The organism is Aureimonas frigidaquae (genome assembly GCF_001463905.1).
GTDB classification, from domain to species: Bacteria; Pseudomonadota; Alphaproteobacteria; order Rhizobiales; family Rhizobiaceae; genus Aureimonas; species Aureimonas frigidaquae.
The window spans coordinates 26,636-45,698 of record NZ_BBWR01000007.1; the positions used below are offsets into that span (position 1 = coordinate 26,636).

Consider the following 19,063-nt stretch of genomic DNA (forward strand, 5'->3'; position numbering starts at 1 on the left):
AATGATGGCAGAGGTAGTGTTGACGCCGGCGGATGTGCTCGAGCAACGCGTCCACGCCGCGCTTCTGGACGCAGGCGCCGATGCACCGTCGGCGGATGCCGCCACGCGGGCGATGATGCATGCCTCGCGCCTGGGCGTGGACAGCCACGGCGTCCGGCTGACGCCGCATTACGCGCGCGTCCTGCGGGGCGGGCGCGTCAACGGGCGGCCGGACATGACCGTGCGGGAGACATCACCCGTCTCCTTTGCGCTGGATGCCGATAACGGGCTCGGCCATCTGGCCGCCTACAAGGCGGTGGATGTCGCCACCGATGCGGCCTGTCGCATGGGAATCGCGGCGGTGGGCGTGCACCGTTCCTCGCATTTCGGACCGGCAGGCGCCTATGCCATGGCCGGCCAGGAAAAGGGTTGCATCACCATTTGCGTCGCCAACAGCGATAGCATCGTGGCGCTCTTCAACGGTGCGGAACGCTTTCACGGCACCAATCCCCTGGCCATCGGCATTCCCGTGCCGGGCGAAAAGCCCTGGCTCCTCGACATGGCGACATCCTCGGTGCCGATGAACCGGGTGCTCCTGTACCGGGTGCTCGGCATCCAACTGCCCGAAGGCGTGGCGGCCGATCTGTCCGGAACGCCGACCCTCCATGCGCCGGAGGCGGAGATGCTCATGCCGCTGGGCGGCGCGGATTTCGGCTTCAAGGGCGCGGCGCTGGCCGGTTTCATCGCCATCATGTCGAGCGTCGTCAGCGGCGCTGTCGCCGACCCCTTCCTGCCGGAAATGGCTGGGGACGAAGTCTCGACGCCGCGCAATATCGGCCACTTCCTGATCGCCATCCATCCGTCCTTCTTCGGCGGGGCGGCCAGCTACGAAGCGTCGATCAAAGCCTACCTCGCCGCCCTGCGCGGGGCCCGCGCGCGTGACGGCGGCGTCATGGCGCCGGGCGACCGCGAATGGCTGGTGGAAATCGAGCGCGCGCGCGACGGCATCCCGGTCGATCCGGAAACGGCGGCCTTCCTCGGCCTCGCCTGAGCGCGGCGGCAACGCAAGCCTTGCCCGCGCCACCGGCGCGGGCTCGGGCCGCTCAGGCGGGTTGCGTCACCGAGGCGCGGATCGCGTCCATATTGGCGCGGTAGTTCGCCTCGGTGCCGCCCTTGAAGATGGACGAGCCGGCCACCAGGACATTGGCGCCAGCCGCAGTGACAAGCGGGGCCGTCTGCGGGGTGATGCCGCCATCGACCTCGATCTGGATGGGGCGGTCCCCGATCATCGCCTTCACGCGCCGGATCTTGTCCAGGACCGAGGGGATGAAGGCCTGCCCGCCGAAACCGGGATTGACCGTCATCAGGAGCACCAGATCCAGCCGGTCCATCACGTAGCGGATCGTCTCTTCCGACGTGGAGGGGTTGAGGGCGACGCCGGCCTTCTTGCCGAGCGCCCGGATGGCCTGGAGCGAGCGGTCGAGATGCCGGGTGGCCTCGGCATGGACGGTGATGTAATCGGCCCCGGCCTCTGCGAAGGCTTCGAGATAGGGGTCGCACGGCTCGATCATCAGATGGCAGTCGAAGATCTTGCCCGTGGTGTGGCGCACGGCCTTCACGATGGGCGGGCCGAAGGTGATGTTGGGCACGAAATGCCCGTCCATCACGTCGAGATGGATCCAGTCGGCCCCCGCAGTATCGACGGCCACGATCTCATCGCCCAGCCGCGAAAAATCGGCGGACAGGATCGACGGTGCGATGATGAGCGTCATGGCGTGTTCCCTTCATGGTCCGGCTTTGCCGCCGGCATGCTGGCCGCGGCGATCTCGCCGGCTTCGATCCGCGATAGGGCAGCCCGTGTCAACGGGCGGCCTCAAGCTTTTGCCGGTCCCGCCGGCGAAGACCCCGCATAAGCTTCCAGAAACTGGATCAGGACGCGCGTCGCCATATCGGCATCGGCCGGGGTGATCGCTTCGGCGGGGTGGTGGCTGATGCCGCCACGGCAGCGCACGAAAAGCATGGCGATGGGGCAGAGCGCGATCATGGCGAGCCCGTCATGCCCCGCGCCGCTGGGCAGTTCGATGGGCTCGACGCCCTCTGCGGCTACAGCCGCCGCCAGCGCCTGGCGCAATTGCGGCGCGCAGGTCGCCGCCGGCTGCCGGTAGCCGACATCGATGGCGAGCGACAGGCCACGGCGCGTGGCGATGGCCTCGAAGCGGTGTTGCAGCGCCTCCATGGCCGCGTTTCTCACGGCATCGTCAGTGCTGCGGACATCGATGGTGAAGCGCGCGGTGCCGGCAATCACGTTGACGGCGCCCGGGCGCACCTCGATCTGCCCGACGGTCGCCACGAGGTCGTCGGTCTCCTGCGCGAGCTCTTCCACCGCCAGGACCATCTCGGCGGCGCCGGCCAGAGCATCGCGCCGCAGGGCCATGGGCACGGTGCCGGCATGGCCCGCCATGCCCGTGACCACGATCGTCGCCCGGGTGGCGCCGGCAATGCCGCTGACGATGCCGACGGGGCGGTCCGTCGCCTCCAGCACCGGCCCCTGCTCGATATGCACTTCGACGTAAGCGCCAACCTCCGCCGGATCGCGCGCCAGCCCCGCCAGGCCGGCCGGATCGCATCCGAAGGCGGTGAGCGCATCGCCAAGGCTGATGCCCTCCGCGTCGCGGGCGGCCAGCCAGTCCGGCCCGAGCGTGCCGGCCAGGGCGCGCGAGCCGGTCAGGGTCACGGGAAAGCGGACACCCTCTTCGTCGCCGAAGGCCAGGACATCGACAGGAAAGGGCAGGGCCACGCCGCGCCTTTGCAACTCGGCAAGGGCCTCGATGGCGACGATGACGCCCAGCGGCCCGTCATAGCGGCCGCCATTCACCACCGTGTCGATATGCGATCCGAGGATCAGCCGGGGGCCCTCGCCACCCGGCAGGCGCCCGACCACACTGCCGGCCGCATCCAGTGTGGTGTCGAGGCCGGCCTCCTGCATCCAGCCCATGACGGCTTGCGCCGCGTCCCGGTGCGCCGGCGTCAGATACAGGCGGGTGAGGGCGCCGTCTTCGGCGCTGTAACGGGCCAGGGCATCGAGCCGCGCCATCACGCGGTCCCCAAGCGTCATTTCCCGTTCGCGAAGGTCCATGCTCATCGACATATCCTCAAACTGTCCCCATGCCGGTTACGGGTCGGCCGGCCGTGGGCTTGCCGGCTATCGGCATCATCCGATGGGCATAGCCTGCGCGGCTTGTGAAAGCACAGGGGGCTGTTACACTTAAGCCAACGAAAGATTCTGTTTAGTCCAGGAGCGCCCCCTGCGGGCCTGCTCCGGAGTTGGTTTTGTGGTTCAGGATTCCGAGCGGGAGCGGCGTGCCGCGCCCCATCATCATATGAGCGAGCCGGGCTCGCAAGGCACGAAGCCCGGCCGCCTGTCCAAGCGCCAGCGGCGGCGTCGGCGCAAGCCGGACCCGTCGGGCGAGGCGCGCGGCGTCGGCGATTTGCCGCCGCATCTGGGCGAAACGCTGGCGCGCGCCGAGTCGGCCCTGGCCAAGGCCCTGCCGCCGCAGGAGCCGCGCAAGAAAAAGAACCGGCGCCGCCGCCGCCGTGGTTCCGCCACTGCCGAGGCGGAGGGCGGCTCCGCGCGTCCCGCACCCGCGCCGCGGCCCGCCGACAAGCCGGCGCGCCCCCCATCGGGCGAGCGCGGGCGCCCGCCCGTCTATGCGGCCCTGGATCTGGGCACCAACAATTGCCGCCTGCTGATCGCCATTCCGGCGCGCCCCGGCCAGTTCCGCGTGATCGATGCCTTCTCGCGGATCGTGCGCCTGGGCGAAGGGCTCAGCCGGACGGGCAGCCTGGCCGGCACGGCCATGGACCGCGCGCTGGCCGCGCTGGAAATCTGCAGCCAGAAGCTGGCCGCGCGCGATATCAAAGGTCTGCGGCTGATCGCGACGGAGGCCTGCCGCGCCGCTGCCAACGGGCCGGAATTTTTGGAACGCGTCCGCCGTGAAACCCGGCTCGACCTCGAAGTCGTCAGCCGCGAAACGGAGGCGCGGCTGGCCGTGTCCGGCTGCGGCTCGCTGGTCGATCGCTCGGCCCGCGGGGCGGTCTTGTTCGATATTGGCGGCGGCAGTTCGGAAGTCGCACTTCTGGATCTGGCCCGGGGGCCGAGCCGCCGCCTGTCCAGCCATATCGTCGCCTGGACGTCGCTGCCGGTGGGTGTCGTCACCCTGGCCGAGCGCTATGGCGGGCGCGACGTGACGCCGGACCTGTTCCAGCGCATGGTCGACGAAGTGGCGGGCCACATCGCCGCCTTCCGGGGGCGCAACAAGCTCGACGCCTATGTGGGCAAGCCCGGCTTCCACCTGCTCGGCACCTCGGGTACGGTCACCACGCTGGCCGGCATTCATCTGGGCCTCGAGCGTTACGACCGCCGGCAGGTGGACGGGCTGTGGCTCAAGGATGAGGATGTGAGCGAACTCGTCGGGCGGATCGCCGGATGGAGCTTCGAGGAGCGGATGGCCAATCCCTGTATCGGCAGCGAGCGGGCGGACCTTGTCCTGGCGGGCTGCGCCATTCTGGAGGCGATCCGGCGCGTCTGGCCGGCGCCCTCGCTGCGGGTCGCCGATCGTGGGCTGCGCGAAGGGCTGTTGATCGACATGATGGTGGCCGACGGCGTATGGCGCAGGGAGCCCCAGGCAAACCGAACGAGGCAGAACGCGTGAACGACGGCAAAAGCGGAGACCGCGGGCTTTCCGTCCGCGTCAAGAAGAAGCGGGGCATCAAGGCTTCGTCGCGGCGCTGGCTCGAACGCCAGTTGAATGACCCCTATGTGCGCCGCTCCAAGGCCGAAGGCTACCGCTCCCGCGCGGCCTACAAGCTGATCGAGATCGACGATCGCTACAAGCTCCTGAAGCGTGGCTTGCGGGTGGTGGATCTGGGCTGTGCGCCAGGCGGATGGTGCCAGGTCGCAGTCCAGCGCACGGCCAATACGCCGGAAGAGGCTCATGTGGTCGGCATCGACTATCTGCCGGTCGATCCCATTCCCGGCGCCACGATCCTGGAGATGGACTTCCTGGACGATGCCGCACCGGGCCTGCTCCTGGAGGCGCTGGGCGCTGCGCCCGATATCGTCCTGTCCGACATGGCGGCTCCGACGACCGGCCACCGGCGCACCGATCACCTGCGCACCATGCATCTGGTGGAGGTTGCCGCCGATTTTGCGCTGCGCACCCTGCGCCCCGGCGGCCACTTCCTGACGAAGACCTTTCAGGGCGGGACGGAGGGTGAACTCCTGACCCTCCTGAAGAAGAACTTCACCAGCGTTCACCACGTCAAGCCGCCAGCCTCCCGCGATGGGTCGGTGGAACTCTTCCTCCTGGCCAAGGGCTTTCGGGGCGGCCGCGCTCCGCAGGACGGTGACGGCGGCGGCGACGGGGCAGACGAAGCGGCGTGACCCGCTCCCCGGCGCGTCAATGCGCGTCGGCCATGCACTTGTCGTGATCGGCCAGGACCTCGATGACGCGGCACTGCCCGATCGAATCATGGGTGCAGTCGGTCATGCGGCCGATCTCGGCCCGCAGGGCCGTCAGCCGGGCGATGCGGTCGTCGATCGCGTCAAGGTGGCTGCGGGCGATGCGATCGGCATCGGCGCAGGGCTGGTCGGGACGGTCGGCCAGAGCCAGAAGCTCGCGGATCGGCCCGATGTCGAAGCCGAGCTCGCGAGCATGGCGGATGAAGCGCAAGCGCCGCACATGCCCATCGTCATACAGGCGTCGGTTGCCATCGCTGCGCGGCGGCGCGGTCATGAGGCCGATCTCTTCATAATAGCGAATGGTCGGAACCTTCACTCCGCTCTCACGCGCGGCCTGTCCGATTTCCCGTGCCGTTGCTCGCATTTTCCGCTTGCTCCTCCAGTCACTAGAGCATGTACGCAGACTGTCGGCCTATCACAAGGAGCGGCGGACATGCATTCGGAAGCACAACCATTCGTCGACGATGAAACCTGCCCGGAGTTGAAATTCAGGGTGACCGGCATGGATTGCGGCTCCTGCGCCGCGAAGGTCGAGAATGCGATGGCCCGGCTGCCCGGCTTTGTGGAGGCGGCGGTATCGGTGCCCCTGCAGACCATGACGTTGCGGCACGATGGGCGCATTGAGCCTGCTGCCGTCATGCGGCAGGTGCGCGCCCTGGGCTTTTGCGCCGAACTGGCCGATAGGCAGGACGCCGAACGGCCACCGGCAAAGGCGGCGCAAGCCTGGAGCCTGCGGGCCGGCCCGGCGCTCGCCTGCGGGCTCGCGCTGGCGGTGGCCTATGGGATCGGCAGGATGTTCCCGCAGGCGCAGGAGATCGCCCTGATCCTGTCGCTGCTGGTCGGCCTCGTGCCCGTGGCGGGCCGCGCCTTTGCCGCAGCGCGGACGGGCTCGCCATTTTCGATCGAGCTCCTGATGACCATCGCCGCCGTGGGCGCGGTCCTGATCGGCGCAACGGAAGAAGCCGCCGCGGTCGTGTTTCTGTTCCTGATCGGCGAGATGCTGGAAGGCGTTGCCGCTGGGCGCGCGCGCCAGAGCATCGGCGCGTTGACCGGCCTGGTGCCGGATGTCGCCCTGATGGAGGAGAAGGGCGTGGCACAACCCATCCCCGCCGCCAGGGTCGTGCCCGGCATGATTCTCTTGGTGCGGCCGGGCGACCGGATCGCCGCCGATGGCGACATCGTCGATGGCGTAGGCGCCATCGATGAGGCTCCCGTCACGGGCGAAAGCGTTCCGCGCCGCAAAGGGCCTGGCGACGCCGTCTTTGCCGGCACGATCAACACGGATGGCGTGCTGCGTATGCGGGCAACCAGCCGGGCCGCCGACAACACCATCGCGCGGATCGTTCGGCTTGTCGAAGAGGCGCAGGAGTCCAAGGCACCGACGGCGCGCTTCATCGACCGGTTCGCGCGGATCTACACGCCGTTCATCGTCGGCATCGCCGCGCTCGTCGCCGTACTGCCGCCGCTCGTCTTCGGCGGCGCATGGGATGTCTGGGTGTATCGCGGCCTGGCGCTCCTGTTGATCGGCTGCCCCTGCGCGCTGGTCATCTCCACCCCCGCCGCCATTGCCGCCGGGCTGGCGACGGGCGCGCGGCGCGGTCTTCTGGTGAAGGGCGGGGCGGTTCTGGAAGCTCTCTGCAAGCTCGATTACGTCGCCTTCGACAAGACCGGCACTCTGACGCGTGGCCGGCCCGTCATCACCGATATCGTACCGCTGGCAGGCCACAAGCCGGCTGCCATCCTGTCGCGTGCGGCCGCCCTGGAAGCGGGCTCCAGCCATCCCTTCGCGCGGGCGGTCCTCGATGCGGCGGCAGCGGAGGGCGTGCCGGTGCCGCCCGCCGTGGATGCACGGGCGCTTGCCGGCGAGGGGGTCGAGGCGCGGCTTGGCGGGGAACGGCTTTTCCTCGGCTCCCTGCGGGCCGGCGCGGCCCGGGCTGCTCTGAGCCAAAGCGCGCTGGGCGAAGCCTCCCGCCTGAACGATGCCGGAAAGACCGTCTCGGTCCTGATGGCGGGCGAGCGCGCAATCGGCCTTCTGGCCCTGCGCGACGAGCCGCGTCCGGATGCACGGGAGGGCCTTGCAAACCTGAAAGCGCTCGGCGTCGAGACGATCATGCTGACGGGCGATCATGCCCGGACGGCGCAGGCGATCGGCGGCGGGCTCGGCATCGCGGTAAAAGCCGAGCTCATGCCGCAGGACAAGCTGGAAGCCGTGCGCGCGGCGCAGCGCAATGGCCGCCATGTCGGTGTGGTGGGCGACGGCATCAACGATGCGCCGGCGCTGGCGGCGGCCGATATCGGCATCGCCATGGGGGGCGGCACCGATGTGGCGCTCGAAACGGCCGATGCGGCCGTGCTGCATGGCCGCGTCGGCGATGTGGCGCAGCTCATCGCCCTGTCGCGGGCCGTGATGCGCAACATCCACGTCAATATCGGCGTGGCGCTGGGGCTGAAGGCGGTCTTCCTGGTCACCACCATCGCCGGCGTCACCGGCCTGTGGCCGGCCATCCTGGCCGATACGGGCGCCACCGTCCTCGTGACGGCCAATGCCATGCGGCTCTTACGCTGGCGGGGCGGGTGAGGCCTCAGGCCCGCTTGTGACGTCCGGAGATTTCCGATCCGGCAGAGGAGGGCAGCCGCAGGAAGGAGACGAGCGCCGTCATGGTGACGGCGCCTGCCGCCAGAAAGGCGACGGTGAAATCGTCCGGCACGGGAGAGATGCCGCCGCGCATGACGATCCCCGCTTCCAATATGCCGCCCGCAAGCGCGACCCCCGTCGCGATGGACACCTGCTGGAAGGCCGCCAGCATGGCCGTGGCATCGCCCGCGCGGGCAGCCGGCACGTCGGCAAAGGCCAGCGCGTTGGTGCTGGTGAAGAAGAGCGAACGGAAGAAGCCGCCGACCAGGAGAAGGGCGAGCAGGATGCCGATTGTCATGTCCGGGCGGTAGAAACCGATCACGGCCACCGAAGCGCCACCCAGGAGCGCCGTGGCGATGAGGCTCGTGCGGAAGCCGTAACGCCGCAGGATGGGGCGGGCGAGAACCTTCATGGCCATGGCGCCGCCCACCGTCGCGGCGCTGACGAGGCCCGATTCGAACGGCGTGTAGCCGAAGCCGAGCTGCAGCATCAATGGCAGAAGGAAGGGCAGGGCACCGGTGCCGATGCGGAACAGGCCGCCGCCGGTGATGGAAGCGCGCAATGTCGGCACGCGCAGGAGCGACAGGTGCAAGAGCGGCTCCGGCGTGTTGCGGGCATGGCGCACATAGAGAATGGCGAAGGCGATGCCGCCGGCCGCCAGCACGAGCCCGAAGACCGGCGGCAAGGCCGGCAGCGAAATGATCGACATGCCGAAGACGAGCCCGGAACAGGCCAGGCCCGACAGGACGAAGCCCCGCCAGTCGAAGCGGATCTCCTGCATGGGCTCCACATAAGGCAGGACGCGCTGCGACAGGAGAATGCCGATGATGCCGATCGGCATGTTGATCAGGAATATCCAGCGCCAGTCCGCATAGGTGGAGATGGCCCCGCCGATCGGCGGGCCGACCAGCGGGCCCACCATGGCGGGGATGGAGAACCAGGCCATGGCGGTGACGAGATCGGACTTGTCGGTGGCGCGCACCAGAAGCAGCCTGCCGACGGGCGTCATCATGGCGCCGCCCATGCCCTGCAGAAAGCGTGCCGCCACGAAGCCTTCGATGGAGTTGGACATGGCGCAGGCGAGCGAGCCCATCATGAAGACGGCGATGGCGCACTGGAACACCAGCCGCGCGCCGAAGCGGTCCGCCATCCGGCCGGAAATCGGGATGAACGTCGCCAGCGCCACGTAGTAGCTGGTCAAAGCCAGCTTCAACGCGATCGGGTTGGTGCCGATATCCTCGGCAATGGTGGCAAGCGACGTCGCAATGACCGTCGAATCCATGTTTTCCATGAACAGGGCCACCGCAAGCACGACGGGAACGATACGCTTCACGGCTGAGACACTTTTCGGATTTTGTCAGGCAAACTTATCGATTTGCATCTGGCGCGACAAATTTGTCGTGAAAAAGAGTGCGACCCGCAAACTTGTCCAGATTCCTTCCTATGTCCCCGGTAACGACAGACCGGACCAGCCAGGAGCAGGATGATGATGCGACAGAAGAACGGGCTCAGCCGCCGCAACGCGTTGAAGTTCGCCCTGGGGACCGCTGCAGCCGGAGCCCTGGTCACGGCTGCGCGGGCACAGGACGGGCAGGCCGCCCCGGCGGGTCAGGCCGCGCCTGCCCCGGCGCCTGCCGCGCCGGCCGCCACGGCGCCGGCCAACGCACCCGTCACGCCGGGCTGGCGGCGCTTCCGCCTGGGCGAGGCGGAGGTGACGGTGCTGCTCGACGGCGTGCGTCCGGGCGATGGCCCCTTCCCGACCTTCGGCGAGGACCAGAGCGCGGAAGCCGTCGGGGCGCTGATGGAGGCCAATCTCCTGCCCACCTCCAGCTTCGTCAATTTCTTCCAGCCGGTCGTCATCCGCACCGGCAACGAGACGGTGCTCGTCGATACCGGCTTTGGAGCCGGCGGGCGCGAAGGCGGGCTCGGCATGCTGCGCCAGCGCCTGGAGGATGCCGGGATCGCGGCCGACCGGGTGACGATGGTGGTGCTGACCCACCTGCATGGCGATCATATCGGCGGGCTGATGGAAGGCGACGCGCCCGCTTTCCCCAACGCCCATATGATCGTCGGCCGGCAGGAATACGAATTCTGGACGTCCGACGCCGCGCGCAGCGGCCCGAGCGCCGGCAATGCCGAAGCGGTGAGCGCCAAGGTCACGCCGATGGAAGGCCGCATGACGCTGGCCGAGGATGGCGACGAAGTGGCGCCCGGCCTCTTCGCGCGGGAAGCGTTTGGCCATACGCCCGGGCACTTCGCCTACGAACTGCGGTCGGGCGGCCGGCGTCTCTATCTGATGGGCGATGTCTTCAGCCAGTTCGTCGTATCCTTCCAGGAGCCCGACTGGCATGTCCGCTTCGATATGGACAAGGAAAAGGCCGCCGCGACGCGGCGCCGATACGCCAAGCTGCTGGCGGAGGAAAAGGTGCCCTTCCTCGGCTATCACCTGCCATTCCCGGCCCTCGGCTATGTCCAGGCGGATGGCGAGGCGTTCCGCTTCGTGCCGGAAACCTACGCCCTTCTGATCGACCCGCCGGCCACCGGCGGCCAGTAAGGCGCGGCACGCGCAAAGCCCTTGCGCAAAGCCTGCGCGAGGGCTTCCCTAAACCAGCCGCCCATGCTAGCAGCCCTTGTCATTCCTCATTCGGGCGCGGCCCTTGGCGGGGCCCCCGTATCCGCTACCGGAAGGACTGGCATGGCCCAAATCATCGAAACCGCGACGGGCGCCCTCGCGCTCACATTTGACGACGTGCTGTTGCAGCCTGCGCATTCGCAGGTCATGCCCGGACAGGTGGATATCCGCACGCGGATCACCCGCACGCTCAAGCTCAACATCCCGATCCTGTCCGCCGCCATGGATACGGTGACGGAGTCGCGGCTTGCCATCGCCATGGCGCAGGCCGGCGGCATCGGCGTCATCCATCGCAATCTGACCCCATCGGAACAGGCCGAGGAAGTCCGCCAGGTCAAGAAGTTCGAAAGCGGCATGGTCGTCAATCCGGTGACGATCGGGCCGGACGCCACGCTGGGCGATGCCCGCGCACTGATGTCCTCCCATAGGATATCGGGCATCCCCGTGGTGGAGAATGGTGGCCGCGGCGGGCAGACCAAGGGCCGGCTCGTCGGCATCCTGACCAATCGCGACGTGCGCTTCGCCTCCGACGACCGGCAGAAGATCTTCGAGCTGATGACGCGCGAGAGCCTCGTCACGGTGCGCGAGAATGTCGACCAGCAGGAGGCCAAGCGCCTCCTTCACAAGCACCGGATCGAGAAGCTCCTCGTCGTCGATGCCGAAGGCCATTGCATCGGGCTCATCACGGTCAAGGATATTGAGAAGTCGCAGCTCAACCCCAATGCCGCCAAGGACGAGCAGGGGCGGCTTCTGGCCGCTGCCGCGACGAGCGTCGGCGAAGACGGGTTCGAGCGCGCCGAACGGCTGATCGATGCCGGCGTCGACCTGATCGTCGTGGACACGGCCCACGGCCATTCGCAGCGTGTGCTCGACGCGGTCACCCGCATCAAGCGCATGTCGAACGGCGTGCAGGTGATTGCGGGCAACGTGGCCACCCCGGCCGGAACGCAGGCCCTGATCGATGCGGGCGCCGATGGGGTGAAGGTCGGGATCGGGCCCGGCTCCATCTGCACCACGCGCATCGTGGCCGGCGTCGGCGTGCCGCAGCTTTCGGCCATCATGGATGCGGTGGCGGTGGCCGACAAGGCCGATGTGCCGATCATCGCCGATGGCGGAATCAAGTTCTCCGGCGATCTTGCCAAGGCGCTGGCCGCCGGCGCCTCGGCGGCCATGGTCGGCTCCCTGCTCGCCGGGACGGAGGAAAGCCCGGGCGAGATCTATCTGCACCAGGGCCGCAGCTTCAAGGCCTATCGCGGCATGGGTTCGGTCGGCGCCATGGCGCGCGGATCGGCCGACCGCTACTTCCAGGCCGAAGTGCGCGACACGCTCAAGCTCGTGCCGGAAGGCATCGAAGGGCAGGTCGCCTATAAGGGCCCCGTCGGCGCGGTGCTGCACCAGCTTGCCGGGGGCCTGCGGGCGGCCATGGGCTATACAGGCGCCGCGACGCTGGATGACTTCCGCAGCAACGCCACCTTCGTGCGGATTTCTCCCGCCGGCCTGCGCGAAAGCCACGCCCATGACGTGACCATCACACGGGAAAGCCCGAACTATCCGGGCGGCATGTAGAGGCTACGGCGGGCCGGCCACACCGGCCCGCTTCAACGGGCGGTGAACGAGGGTCGCGCGCGGCCGGCGCACATGCGCGGATGGCTTAGAACGCGCCGTGCAGCGGCCGCGCCGTTCGTCGGGGGCAATGTCCAGGTCGCTCTGGGCGTTCGACGGTGCCCCCGATCATATCGCAATAATCAGCGATTGACGCCGAAAGCGGTTGCGCCGGCCAGCTTCGAGCCCGTCAGGCGGCGCGGGTCTGCGGGGCGGCGCGTCGGCGGCCCGTGCCGCGGATCGTGCCTTGAGCCCCATCGAGCGCGCCGGGCTTGAGTTCCAGCGCCAGAAGGCGGTGCTTTTCGAAGGGGCCGGGCATGGCAAGGGCGCCGGTGCGGCCCGCATGGAACCCGAAGCGCTCGTAATAGGGCGCATCCCCGACCAGCAGGATCGCGCCGTGATGGCGCTGTGCGGAAAGGGCGATCGCCTGGCGCATCAGCGCGGAGCCGAGACCGAGGCCCGCATGCGTGGGCAATACCGCCAGGGGGCCGAGCAGCAGCGCCTCGCGCCCGCCGGCATCGACGTGCCAGAGCCGGACCGTGCCCACCAGGTGTCCGTCCTGATCCACGGCCACGAGCGACAGGCCCTCCGCCGGGTTGCGGCCGCGGCGGATGGCTTCCGATGCCTTGCGCGTGCGGCCCGGGCCCATGGCAAGATCCAGGAGCGCCTCACGCGCGGCAACATCCTCGAGCTGTTCGGCGCGCAGGTCGAAGGCGGCGGGCTCGAGATCGGACAGTTCGGAACGAACGGCAATGGACATGGCAGGACCTTTCCGACGCATCGCGTCCGCCTGTGTAAGGCGCGCGAAGCCGAAGACGCGCACCAACTGCCGGAGCTATGCGCGCCGGCAACGTGCTGCGGTGAAAGATGAAAGTGGGGCGGGCGCGGGCCCGCCGCCGTCAGATGATGTAGGCGCGCAGCGGCTCGAAGCCGTTGAAGGCGACCGAGGCGTAGGTCGTCGTGTAGGCGCCCGTTCCCTCGATCAGGACCTCGTCACCGACCGTCAGCGTGATCGGCAGCGGGTAGGGGACCTTCTCGTACATGACGTCGGCGCTGTCGCAGGTCGGCCCGGCCAGCACGCAGGGCTCCTTGCGGTCGCCGTCACGCGCGGTCACGATGGGATAGCGGATGGCCTCGTCCATCGTCTCGGCGAGGCCGCCGAACTTGCCGATGTCCAGGAAGACCCAGCGGTTTTCGTCCGTGGCGGACTTGCGCGATACCAGGACCACCTCGGCCTTGATGACGCCCGCATCGCCGACCATGCCGCGGCCCGGCTCGATGATCGTTTCGGGCAGGCGGTTGCCGAAATGCCGGCGCAGCGCCGCAAAGATGGCCTGGCCATAGGCCTTGGCCGTCGGCACGTCCTTCAGGTAGCGGGTCGGGAAGCCGCCGCCCATGTTGACGAGCGTCAGCACGATGCCACGCTCGGCCAGCGTGCGGAACACATGGGCCGCATCGGCGAGGGCGCCGTCCCAGGCATTGGTATCGGTCTGCTGCGAGCCGACATGGAAGGATACGCCGGTGGCGACCAGTCCGAGCCGATGGGCCGCCTCCAGAACGTCGATCGCCATGGCGGGAACGCAGCCGAACTTGCGCGACAGCGGCCATTCGGCGCCGGCGCCATCCGTCAGGACACGGCAGAACACCCGGGCGCCTGGTGCGGCGCGCGCGATCTTTTCCACCTCTTCCACGCAATCCACGGCAAAGAGCGACACGCCGAGCGTATGGGCGGCGGCGATGTCACGCTCCTTCTTGATGGTGTTGCCATAGGAGACGCGGTCGGCCGAGGCGCCGGCATTCAGCGCCATCTCGATTTCGGCCACGGAGGCGCAATCGAAATTGGAGCCGAGCGAGGCCAGGAGACGCAGGATTTCCGGCGCCGGATTGGCCTTGACCGCGTAGAAAATGGCCGAATCCGGCAGGGCCTTGCGGAAGCCGTCGAAATTGTCGCGTACGACGTCCAGGTCCACGATCAGGCAGGGACCGTTGGGACGTCGGGTGGCGAGGAAGTCGGTGATACGCTGCGTTGCCATAGGAAGCTCTCCCAAGAACCGAAAGGTTGAATAGGAGCGCACGCGAGCAAAACGGATGAACAGCCTGTGGAGACCCTGTTCGACCGGTTCGCCGCGAAACGCGACATGTGCTTCGACGCGATTTCGTACGCCATGCGAGCATGGTTGAGGACGATCGACGCCGAGTTGTCTGCCATGGCTTGGAGGGAGCGAACCCGCCGCACTTCAGGCAATGATGGTGTGCCTCTTCAGTAATCCCGGTGGTGGAGACCGGGAGAGACCAGAAAGGCCCGAACCGTCGTTGCTTCAAGGCGTCCACGATTTCACCAGCAGCGAAACCGACTGGAGATCATCTCTCCAGGTACCGTCCCGGCTACCCTCGCATTTGAGGACCGGGGGACGCCCACAGGCACGTGCGACATAGGGCAAGGCGGATATATGAAAGCACGCCGTCATACACAACAGGAAAAATCCGCCCGCACCGATTTTATCTTGCGCGAGCCTTGCCTGCATGGTTGGAGCACCGGGTCAGAAGGCTTTCGCAACGGTTCCGGCCGTGCAGGGGGGAACGTTTGGATACGCTGACACGGATGCGCGCCTTCATCGCCGTGGTCGAGAATGGCGGCTTTTCGGCAGCCTCGCGCAAGACGGGCCGCTCCAAGGCGCTCCTGTCGAAATACGTGCGCGAGCTGGAAGACGAGCTCGGCGTTCTCCTGATCAACCGCACCACGCGGCAGATTGCGCTGACCGCCGCCGGAGAGATGTATCTGGCCCGCGCCTCGACGCTCCTGGCCGATCTCGACGCGCTTAGCGAGGAAGCCCGCGCCACCACGGGGCAGGCGCGCGGAACGCTGCGCATCAGCGCCGCGCGGACCTTCGGCGATGCCGAGTTTGGCCTGTCGCTGGTCGCCTTTGCCAAGGAACACCCGGAGATCCGGCTGGACGTCCATCTGGACGACAATTTCGTCAACCTGGTCGAGGAAGGCTTCGATGTCGCCATCCGCATGACGCGGCTCGACGATTCGGCCCTGATCGCCCGCCGGCTGACGGAGCTCGAATTCGTCGTCTGCGCCACGCCCGAACTGGTGGCACGCTATGGCATGCCGAAACATCCGCAGGACCTGACCGGCTGGCCGGCCGTGATCGATACGAACGGGCGCACGCTCTACAACTGGATCTTCCGCGATCCGGTGTCCGGCCAGGCTCTGCCAGTGAACGTGTCCGGGCAGTTCACTGCCAATTCGCCCGTCACGGTGCGCGCCGCCATGCTGGCGGGGCTCGGGGCGGCGCTCGGCCCCGAATTCATCGTGCGGGAGGATATCCGCGCCGGCCGGCTGGTCCGCATGCTGGACGACTACATGCCCGACGGGGCCGGGATCTACGCGGTCTTTCCGCACCGCCGGCATCTGCCGGCCCGCACACGCCTTTTCGTTGACTTTCTGGCAACCTGGTTCCGTCAGAATTGCGCCCTGAAACGGGGCGAGCAGGCGTGAAGCTTTCCGACCCCATGGCAACATGCGGGGCGGGATCGGCCGATGCGGCGTCTTCTTCTGGCGATACTCAGTCTGGCGCTGTTTCCCGTGGGGCTGGCCACCGCAGCCCCCGATCATCGGGCGATCCGCTTCGACGATCCGTATGAGCCCGGCACGATCGTGGTGAAGACGGCGCAGCGCAAACTCTATCTCGTCACCGGCCAGGACGAGGCGCTCGTCTACGACATCGCCGTCGGCAAGCCGAGCGAGCAGTGGTTCGGGCGCAGCTATGTTTCGCGCAAGCGCATGAACCCGACCTGGACGCCCACCCCCGACATGCGCGCCCGCAACCCCGCGCTCCCCGCATCCGTCGGGCCCGGGCCCAAGAACCCGCTCGGCACGCGGGCGCTCAATCTCGGCTGGGGCTATTACCGCATCCATGGCACGAACGCCCCCAACTCCATCGGTGGCGCGGCGTCGGCCGGCTGCTTCCGCATGCGCAACGAGGATGTGGCGGATCTGTTCGAGCGGGTGCATGTCGGCGCCGAGGTCGTCGTTCTGAAGTAACCACACGCGCGCGTTTCGCCTGAACGCACGGGGTCATTTCCGCAAATTCGCCATTCTCGTGTCTCAGGCCGTGCCATGGCGACCAAGCGAGGGCTTCCCATGCGCAGAGGCCTGACGGCAGGCATAGTCATACTGGCATCTGTCCTGGCGCAGCGCGCAGAGGCGCATCCCCATGTCTTCGTCGATGCGAAGATGGAGATCGTCGGCGGCGGCGCGGGGACGCAGCTGAAGGCCATCCGCAACATCTGGCGGATGGACGAGCTCTTTTCCTCCAGCGTCCTGTTCGATTTCGACAAGAACGCCAATGGCGTGCTGGATCCAGAGGAACTGGCGAAAGTCGGCGAAACGGTCCGCCAGTCCATTGGCGAATGGGATTACTATACGCTCATCACCATATCGGGCCGCCCCGTCCGCATGACCCCGCCCGACAGGATCCGCGCCCTGTACCAGAAGGACCAGCTCCTCCTGTTTTTCGAGATGAAGCCGGCCGAACCGGTCGATCTGGCGAAGGAGGCCGTGACCTTCTCCACCTTCGACGACAGTTTCTTCGTGGCCTTCGACTATGCCGACGAAACGGACTTCGCCCTTCTGGACCTGCCGCAAAGCTGCAGCCGTGCCTTCACCGTGCCGGACCCGGACGAGGCCGCCACCAACTGGATGGCGCAGATTTCCATGTTACGGCCGGACCAGAAGGTGCCTGATGACGGCATTGACTATTCCAAGGCCCTGGCGACCCATGTGGATGTGACATGCCGTCCTTGAGCCCTATGGCGCGGTCTGCCGCTTGTGTCGCCTTCATTTTGGCTCTGGCGGGCGCGGCACAGGCGCAGTCCTCGCTCGGCATCGGAACCGCAGAGGTGACGATGCAGCCAGGCAGTGGCCCGCTCGCGGGTCTGTTCCTGTGGATTGCAGGCGTGCAGCGGGAGTTCTTCACCGCCCTGCGCCACGCGCTCATCGACATGCGCAGCGGCGGTGGCGGGTTCGGTTTCCTGGTCGGCCTGTCCTTTGTCTACGGGGTGTTTCACGCCGCCGGCCCAGGCCATGGCAAGGCGGTCGTGTCCTCCTACATCCTGGCCAACAAGGTCCAGTTGCGGCGTGGCATCGCCCTGTCGTTTCTTGCGGCGGGGTTCCAGGCAGCCAGCGCGTTGCTGCTGGTCGGCGCCGGATGGTACCTCCTGCGTGGCACCGCAATCAGCATGACGCGCGTCGGCTCGATCATGGAGCTGGCATCCTATGCGCTGATTGCCGCCTTCGGGGCCTGGCTCCTGGTGCGCAAGCTCGTTGCCCTGGGCCGCACGCTGCGCCTGCCGGAACGCTCCGGGCAACTTGCCTTCGCCCCCGCCGGGCGCTTTTCGAGCAGCCCCGCTGCCACTGGCGCATCCGGCTTCCGCGCCGAGGGGCTGCCCGACGGTGCCTGTACCGAAGACGAAGCGGCCTGCGACTGCGGCCGCGCGCATATGCCCGACCCGGCCCGGTTGAGCGCCCCGCAACTGGGCATCGGAGCGGCGGTCGCCACCGCGCTGGCGATCGGGCTGCGGCCCTGCGCCGGGGCCATCGTCGTCCTGACCTTCTCTTTCGTGAACGGGCTGTGGCTGGCGGGCGGCTTGTCCGTCCTCGCCATGGCCTTCGGCACGGCGATCACCATATCGGTTCTGGCGGCGCTGTCGGTCTATGCCAAGGGCTTCGCCATGCGCTTTTCCGGCCGCTCGGCTTTCGTCGGGCAGCTTCTGGAGGTTGCCGGTGCGCTCCTGTTCCTCCTGTTCGGGCTTCTCTTACTCGGCGGCGCACTCCAGGCGTGAGGCGCTGTCCATCCGGGCGCGGCAGGCATCTCCGAAGGCCGTGAAGATGCTGCGGGACGGCGCGTCGCTTGTCGCCCAATATTCCGGGTGCCACTGGAAACCGAAGGCGAACTGCCGGGCGGCCCGCACGCGGACCGCCTCTATGGTGCCGTCCGGCGCACGCGCTTCGACCGCAAGCCCGTCGGCCAGCCTATCGATCGCCTGCCGGTGGAGCGAATTGACGCGGATGGCGTCGGTACCGACGATGCCGCGCAACTGCCCGTCCGGGACAAGCTCCACCATGTGCCGGAGCGCGAAGCGCGCGGCCTGATCGGGATCGGTCGGCGCGCGGTGGTCCATCCGGCCGGGCTCGTCCTGCACCTCGGTCGCCAGGCTGCCGCCCAGCGCGACGTTCAACTCCTGATGGCCGCGGCATATGGCAAGGAGCGGCAGGTCCCGCGCGAGCGCGCCGCAGATCAGGGCGGTGGACAGGCCGTCCCGCGCCGGGTCGAAGGGCTCGTGCCGCGCGCTGGCCGCCACGCCGTAGCGGGCAGGGTGCACGTTGGTGGCCGACCCCGTCGTCATGACCCCATCGACACGGTCGAGCACGTCGGACGGGTCGAGCAGCGCGTCCAGCGCCGGCACGATCAGCGGAACCACGCCGGCGACGGCACTGGCCGCTTTGAGGTAGGTGTCGGGCGTCGCATGCCAGTGGTAGTTCTCGAAAACCCTGATATCGGCGGGAACGGCGATGAGCGGGCGGCGGGATGGCATGGTGGGCTTTTCCGGTCAGGCTGTGAGGATGCGAGGCAGGATAGACGAAACATGATCCTGGCGGGAAGGGTCAGCGGCATGGCGGCTTTGC

Annotated in this window: 17 protein-coding genes; 10 read left to right on the plus strand and 7 right to left on the minus strand. The window is 68.0% G+C overall.

The annotated features are described in order from the left end of the window. Positions 1 to 4 precede the first annotated feature (4 nt). Positions 5 to 1,030 (plus strand): Ldh family oxidoreductase, encoded by a 1,026-nt coding sequence (locus AUL30_RS07385; protein ID WP_062227369.1) that lies wholly within the window; start codon positions 5 to 7, stop codon positions 1,028 to 1,030. A gap of 52 nt (positions 1,031 to 1,082) precedes the next feature. Here AUL30_RS07385 and rpe read toward each other — a convergent pair whose 3' ends face one another. Both rpe and AUL30_RS07395 read right to left on the minus strand, forming a co-directional pair. Then, complete coding sequence (gene rpe / locus AUL30_RS07390; RefSeq protein ID WP_062227242.1) at positions 1,083 to 1,751, minus strand: ribulose-phosphate 3-epimerase; 669 nt, start codon at positions 1,749 to 1,751, stop codon at positions 1,083 to 1,085. Between the two features lie 101 nt (positions 1,752 to 1,852). Next, positions 1,853 to 3,121, minus strand: a complete 1,269-nt coding sequence (locus tag AUL30_RS07395) for an allantoate amidohydrolase (RefSeq protein ID WP_157069982.1) — start codon at positions 3,119 to 3,121, stop codon at positions 1,853 to 1,855. Between the two features lie 238 nt (positions 3,122 to 3,359). Between AUL30_RS07395 and AUL30_RS07400 the strand changes: the two genes are divergently transcribed. Beyond that, positions 3,360 to 4,691 (plus strand): Ppx/GppA phosphatase family protein, encoded by a 1,332-nt coding sequence (locus tag AUL30_RS07400; protein WP_083507749.1) that lies wholly within the window; start codon positions 3,360 to 3,362, stop codon positions 4,689 to 4,691. Beyond that, the gene (locus AUL30_RS07405) at positions 4,688 to 5,422 is read left to right on the plus strand and encodes an RlmE family RNA methyltransferase (RefSeq protein WP_244490737.1); all 735 of its coding nucleotides are present in this window, start codon (positions 4,688 to 4,690) and stop codon (positions 5,420 to 5,422) included. The genes AUL30_RS07400 and AUL30_RS07405 overlap by 4 nt, the downstream gene beginning before the upstream one ends. A gap of 16 nt (positions 5,423 to 5,438) precedes the next feature. Here AUL30_RS07405 and AUL30_RS07410 read toward each other — a convergent pair whose 3' ends face one another. Then, positions 5,439 to 5,864: a MerR family transcriptional regulator gene (locus tag AUL30_RS07410; RefSeq protein WP_062227245.1), complete on the minus strand. Its 426-nt coding sequence runs from the start codon at positions 5,862 to 5,864 to the stop codon at positions 5,439 to 5,441. 69 nt (positions 5,865 to 5,933) lie between these two features. On the opposite strand from AUL30_RS07410, the gene AUL30_RS07415 reads away from it, so the two are divergent. Then, complete coding sequence (locus tag AUL30_RS07415; protein ID WP_202814484.1) at positions 5,934 to 8,078, plus strand: heavy metal translocating P-type ATPase; 2,145 nt, start codon at positions 5,934 to 5,936, stop codon at positions 8,076 to 8,078. Between the two features lie 4 nt (positions 8,079 to 8,082). Here the strand turns inward: AUL30_RS07415 and AUL30_RS07420 are convergent, their stop codons facing one another. After that, entirely contained in the window at positions 8,083 to 9,468 is a 1,386-nt protein-coding gene (locus AUL30_RS07420) for an MFS transporter (RefSeq protein ID WP_062227246.1), read from the minus strand. 150 nt (positions 9,469 to 9,618) lie between these two features. On the opposite strand from AUL30_RS07420, the gene AUL30_RS07425 reads away from it, so the two are divergent. Beyond that, positions 9,619 to 10,689 (plus strand): MBL fold metallo-hydrolase, encoded by a 1,071-nt coding sequence (locus AUL30_RS07425; protein ID WP_062227247.1) that lies wholly within the window; start codon positions 9,619 to 9,621, stop codon positions 10,687 to 10,689. A 141-nt stretch (positions 10,690 to 10,830) separates the two neighbouring features. Then, on the plus strand, positions 10,831 to 12,333 hold the full coding sequence (gene guaB, locus AUL30_RS07430; RefSeq protein ID WP_062227248.1) for an IMP dehydrogenase: 1,503 nt from the start codon (positions 10,831 to 10,833) through the stop codon (positions 12,331 to 12,333). Positions 12,334 to 12,559: 226 nt separating this feature from the next. Here the strand turns inward: guaB and AUL30_RS07435 are convergent, their stop codons facing one another. Beyond that, on the minus strand, positions 12,560 to 13,129 hold the full coding sequence (locus AUL30_RS07435) for a GNAT family N-acetyltransferase (RefSeq protein WP_062227249.1): 570 nt from the start codon (positions 13,127 to 13,129) through the stop codon (positions 12,560 to 12,562). 139 nt (positions 13,130 to 13,268) lie between these two features. Further along, complete coding sequence (gene odc2 / locus AUL30_RS07440; RefSeq protein WP_062227250.1) at positions 13,269 to 14,402, minus strand: ornithine/lysine decarboxylase; 1,134 nt, start codon at positions 14,400 to 14,402, stop codon at positions 13,269 to 13,271. A 551-nt stretch (positions 14,403 to 14,953) separates the two neighbouring features. Between odc2 and AUL30_RS07445 the strand changes: the two genes are divergently transcribed. The 4 genes from AUL30_RS07445 to AUL30_RS07460 all read left to right on the plus strand — a co-directional run bounded on the left by AUL30_RS07445 (position 14,954) and on the right by AUL30_RS07460 (position 18,219). Then, on the plus strand, positions 14,954 to 15,874 hold the full coding sequence (locus tag AUL30_RS07445; RefSeq protein ID WP_062227251.1) for a LysR family transcriptional regulator: 921 nt from the start codon (positions 14,954 to 14,956) through the stop codon (positions 15,872 to 15,874). 42 nt (positions 15,875 to 15,916) lie between these two features. Beyond that, positions 15,917 to 16,420 carry a L,D-transpeptidase gene (locus AUL30_RS07450; protein ID WP_083507750.1) on the plus strand — a complete coding sequence of 168 codons (504 nt, stop codon included), beginning with the start codon at positions 15,917 to 15,919 and terminating at the stop codon, positions 16,418 to 16,420. A 75-nt stretch (positions 16,421 to 16,495) separates the two neighbouring features. Then, complete coding sequence (locus AUL30_RS07455) at positions 16,496 to 17,182, plus strand: DUF1007 family protein (protein ID WP_083507751.1); 687 nt, start codon at positions 16,496 to 16,498, stop codon at positions 17,180 to 17,182. Then, positions 17,170 to 18,219, plus strand: a complete 1,050-nt coding sequence (locus AUL30_RS07460; RefSeq protein ID WP_062227252.1) for a nickel/cobalt transporter — start codon at positions 17,170 to 17,172, stop codon at positions 18,217 to 18,219. Before AUL30_RS07455 ends, AUL30_RS07460 begins: the two co-directional genes overlap by 13 nt. Here AUL30_RS07460 and AUL30_RS07465 read toward each other — a convergent pair. Then, complete coding sequence (locus AUL30_RS07465; RefSeq protein WP_062227253.1) at positions 18,193 to 18,972, minus strand: gamma-glutamyl-gamma-aminobutyrate hydrolase family protein; 780 nt, start codon at positions 18,970 to 18,972, stop codon at positions 18,193 to 18,195. The genes AUL30_RS07460 and AUL30_RS07465 overlap by 27 nt on opposite strands. Positions 18,973 to 19,063: the final 91 nt, after the last annotated feature.

What these genes read in the sequence shown, in the direction of transcription:
- AUL30_RS07385 (WP_062227369.1), top strand. Translation starts at nt 5, where the DNA reads ATGGCAGAGGTAGTGTTGACGCCGGCGGATGTGCTCGAGCAACGCGTC.
- rpe (WP_062227242.1), bottom strand. Translation starts at nt 1,751, where the DNA reads ATGACGCTCATCATCGCACCGTCGATCCTGTCCGCCGATTTTTCGCGG.
- AUL30_RS07395 (WP_157069982.1), bottom strand. Translation starts at nt 3,121, where the DNA reads ATGAGCATGGACCTTCGCGAACGGGAAATGACGCTTGGGGACCGCGTG.
- AUL30_RS07400 (WP_083507749.1), top strand. Translation starts at nt 3,360, where the DNA reads ATGAGCGAGCCGGGCTCGCAAGGCACGAAGCCCGGCCGCCTGTCCAAG.
- AUL30_RS07410 (WP_062227245.1), bottom strand. Translation starts at nt 5,864, where the DNA reads ATGCGAGCAACGGCACGGGAAATCGGACAGGCCGCGCGTGAGAGCGGA.
- AUL30_RS07415 (WP_202814484.1), top strand. Translation starts at nt 5,934, where the DNA reads ATGCATTCGGAAGCACAACCATTCGTCGACGATGAAACCTGCCCGGAG.
- AUL30_RS07425 (WP_062227247.1), top strand. Translation starts at nt 9,619, where the DNA reads ATGATGATGCGACAGAAGAACGGGCTCAGCCGCCGCAACGCGTTGAAG.
- guaB (WP_062227248.1), top strand. Translation starts at nt 10,831, where the DNA reads ATGGCCCAAATCATCGAAACCGCGACGGGCGCCCTCGCGCTCACATTT.
- AUL30_RS07435 (WP_062227249.1), bottom strand. Translation starts at nt 13,129, where the DNA reads ATGTCCATTGCCGTTCGTTCCGAACTGTCCGATCTCGAGCCCGCCGCC.
- odc2 (WP_062227250.1), bottom strand. Translation starts at nt 14,402, where the DNA reads ATGGCAACGCAGCGTATCACCGACTTCCTCGCCACCCGACGTCCCAAC.
- AUL30_RS07450 (WP_083507750.1), top strand. Translation starts at nt 15,917, where the DNA reads ATGCGGCGTCTTCTTCTGGCGATACTCAGTCTGGCGCTGTTTCCCGTG.
- AUL30_RS07455 (WP_083507751.1), top strand. Translation starts at nt 16,496, where the DNA reads ATGGCGACCAAGCGAGGGCTTCCCATGCGCAGAGGCCTGACGGCAGGC.
- AUL30_RS07460 (WP_062227252.1), top strand. Translation starts at nt 17,170, where the DNA reads ATGCCGTCCTTGAGCCCTATGGCGCGGTCTGCCGCTTGTGTCGCCTTC.
- AUL30_RS07465 (WP_062227253.1), bottom strand. Translation starts at nt 18,972, where the DNA reads ATGCCATCCCGCCGCCCGCTCATCGCCGTTCCCGCCGATATCAGGGTT.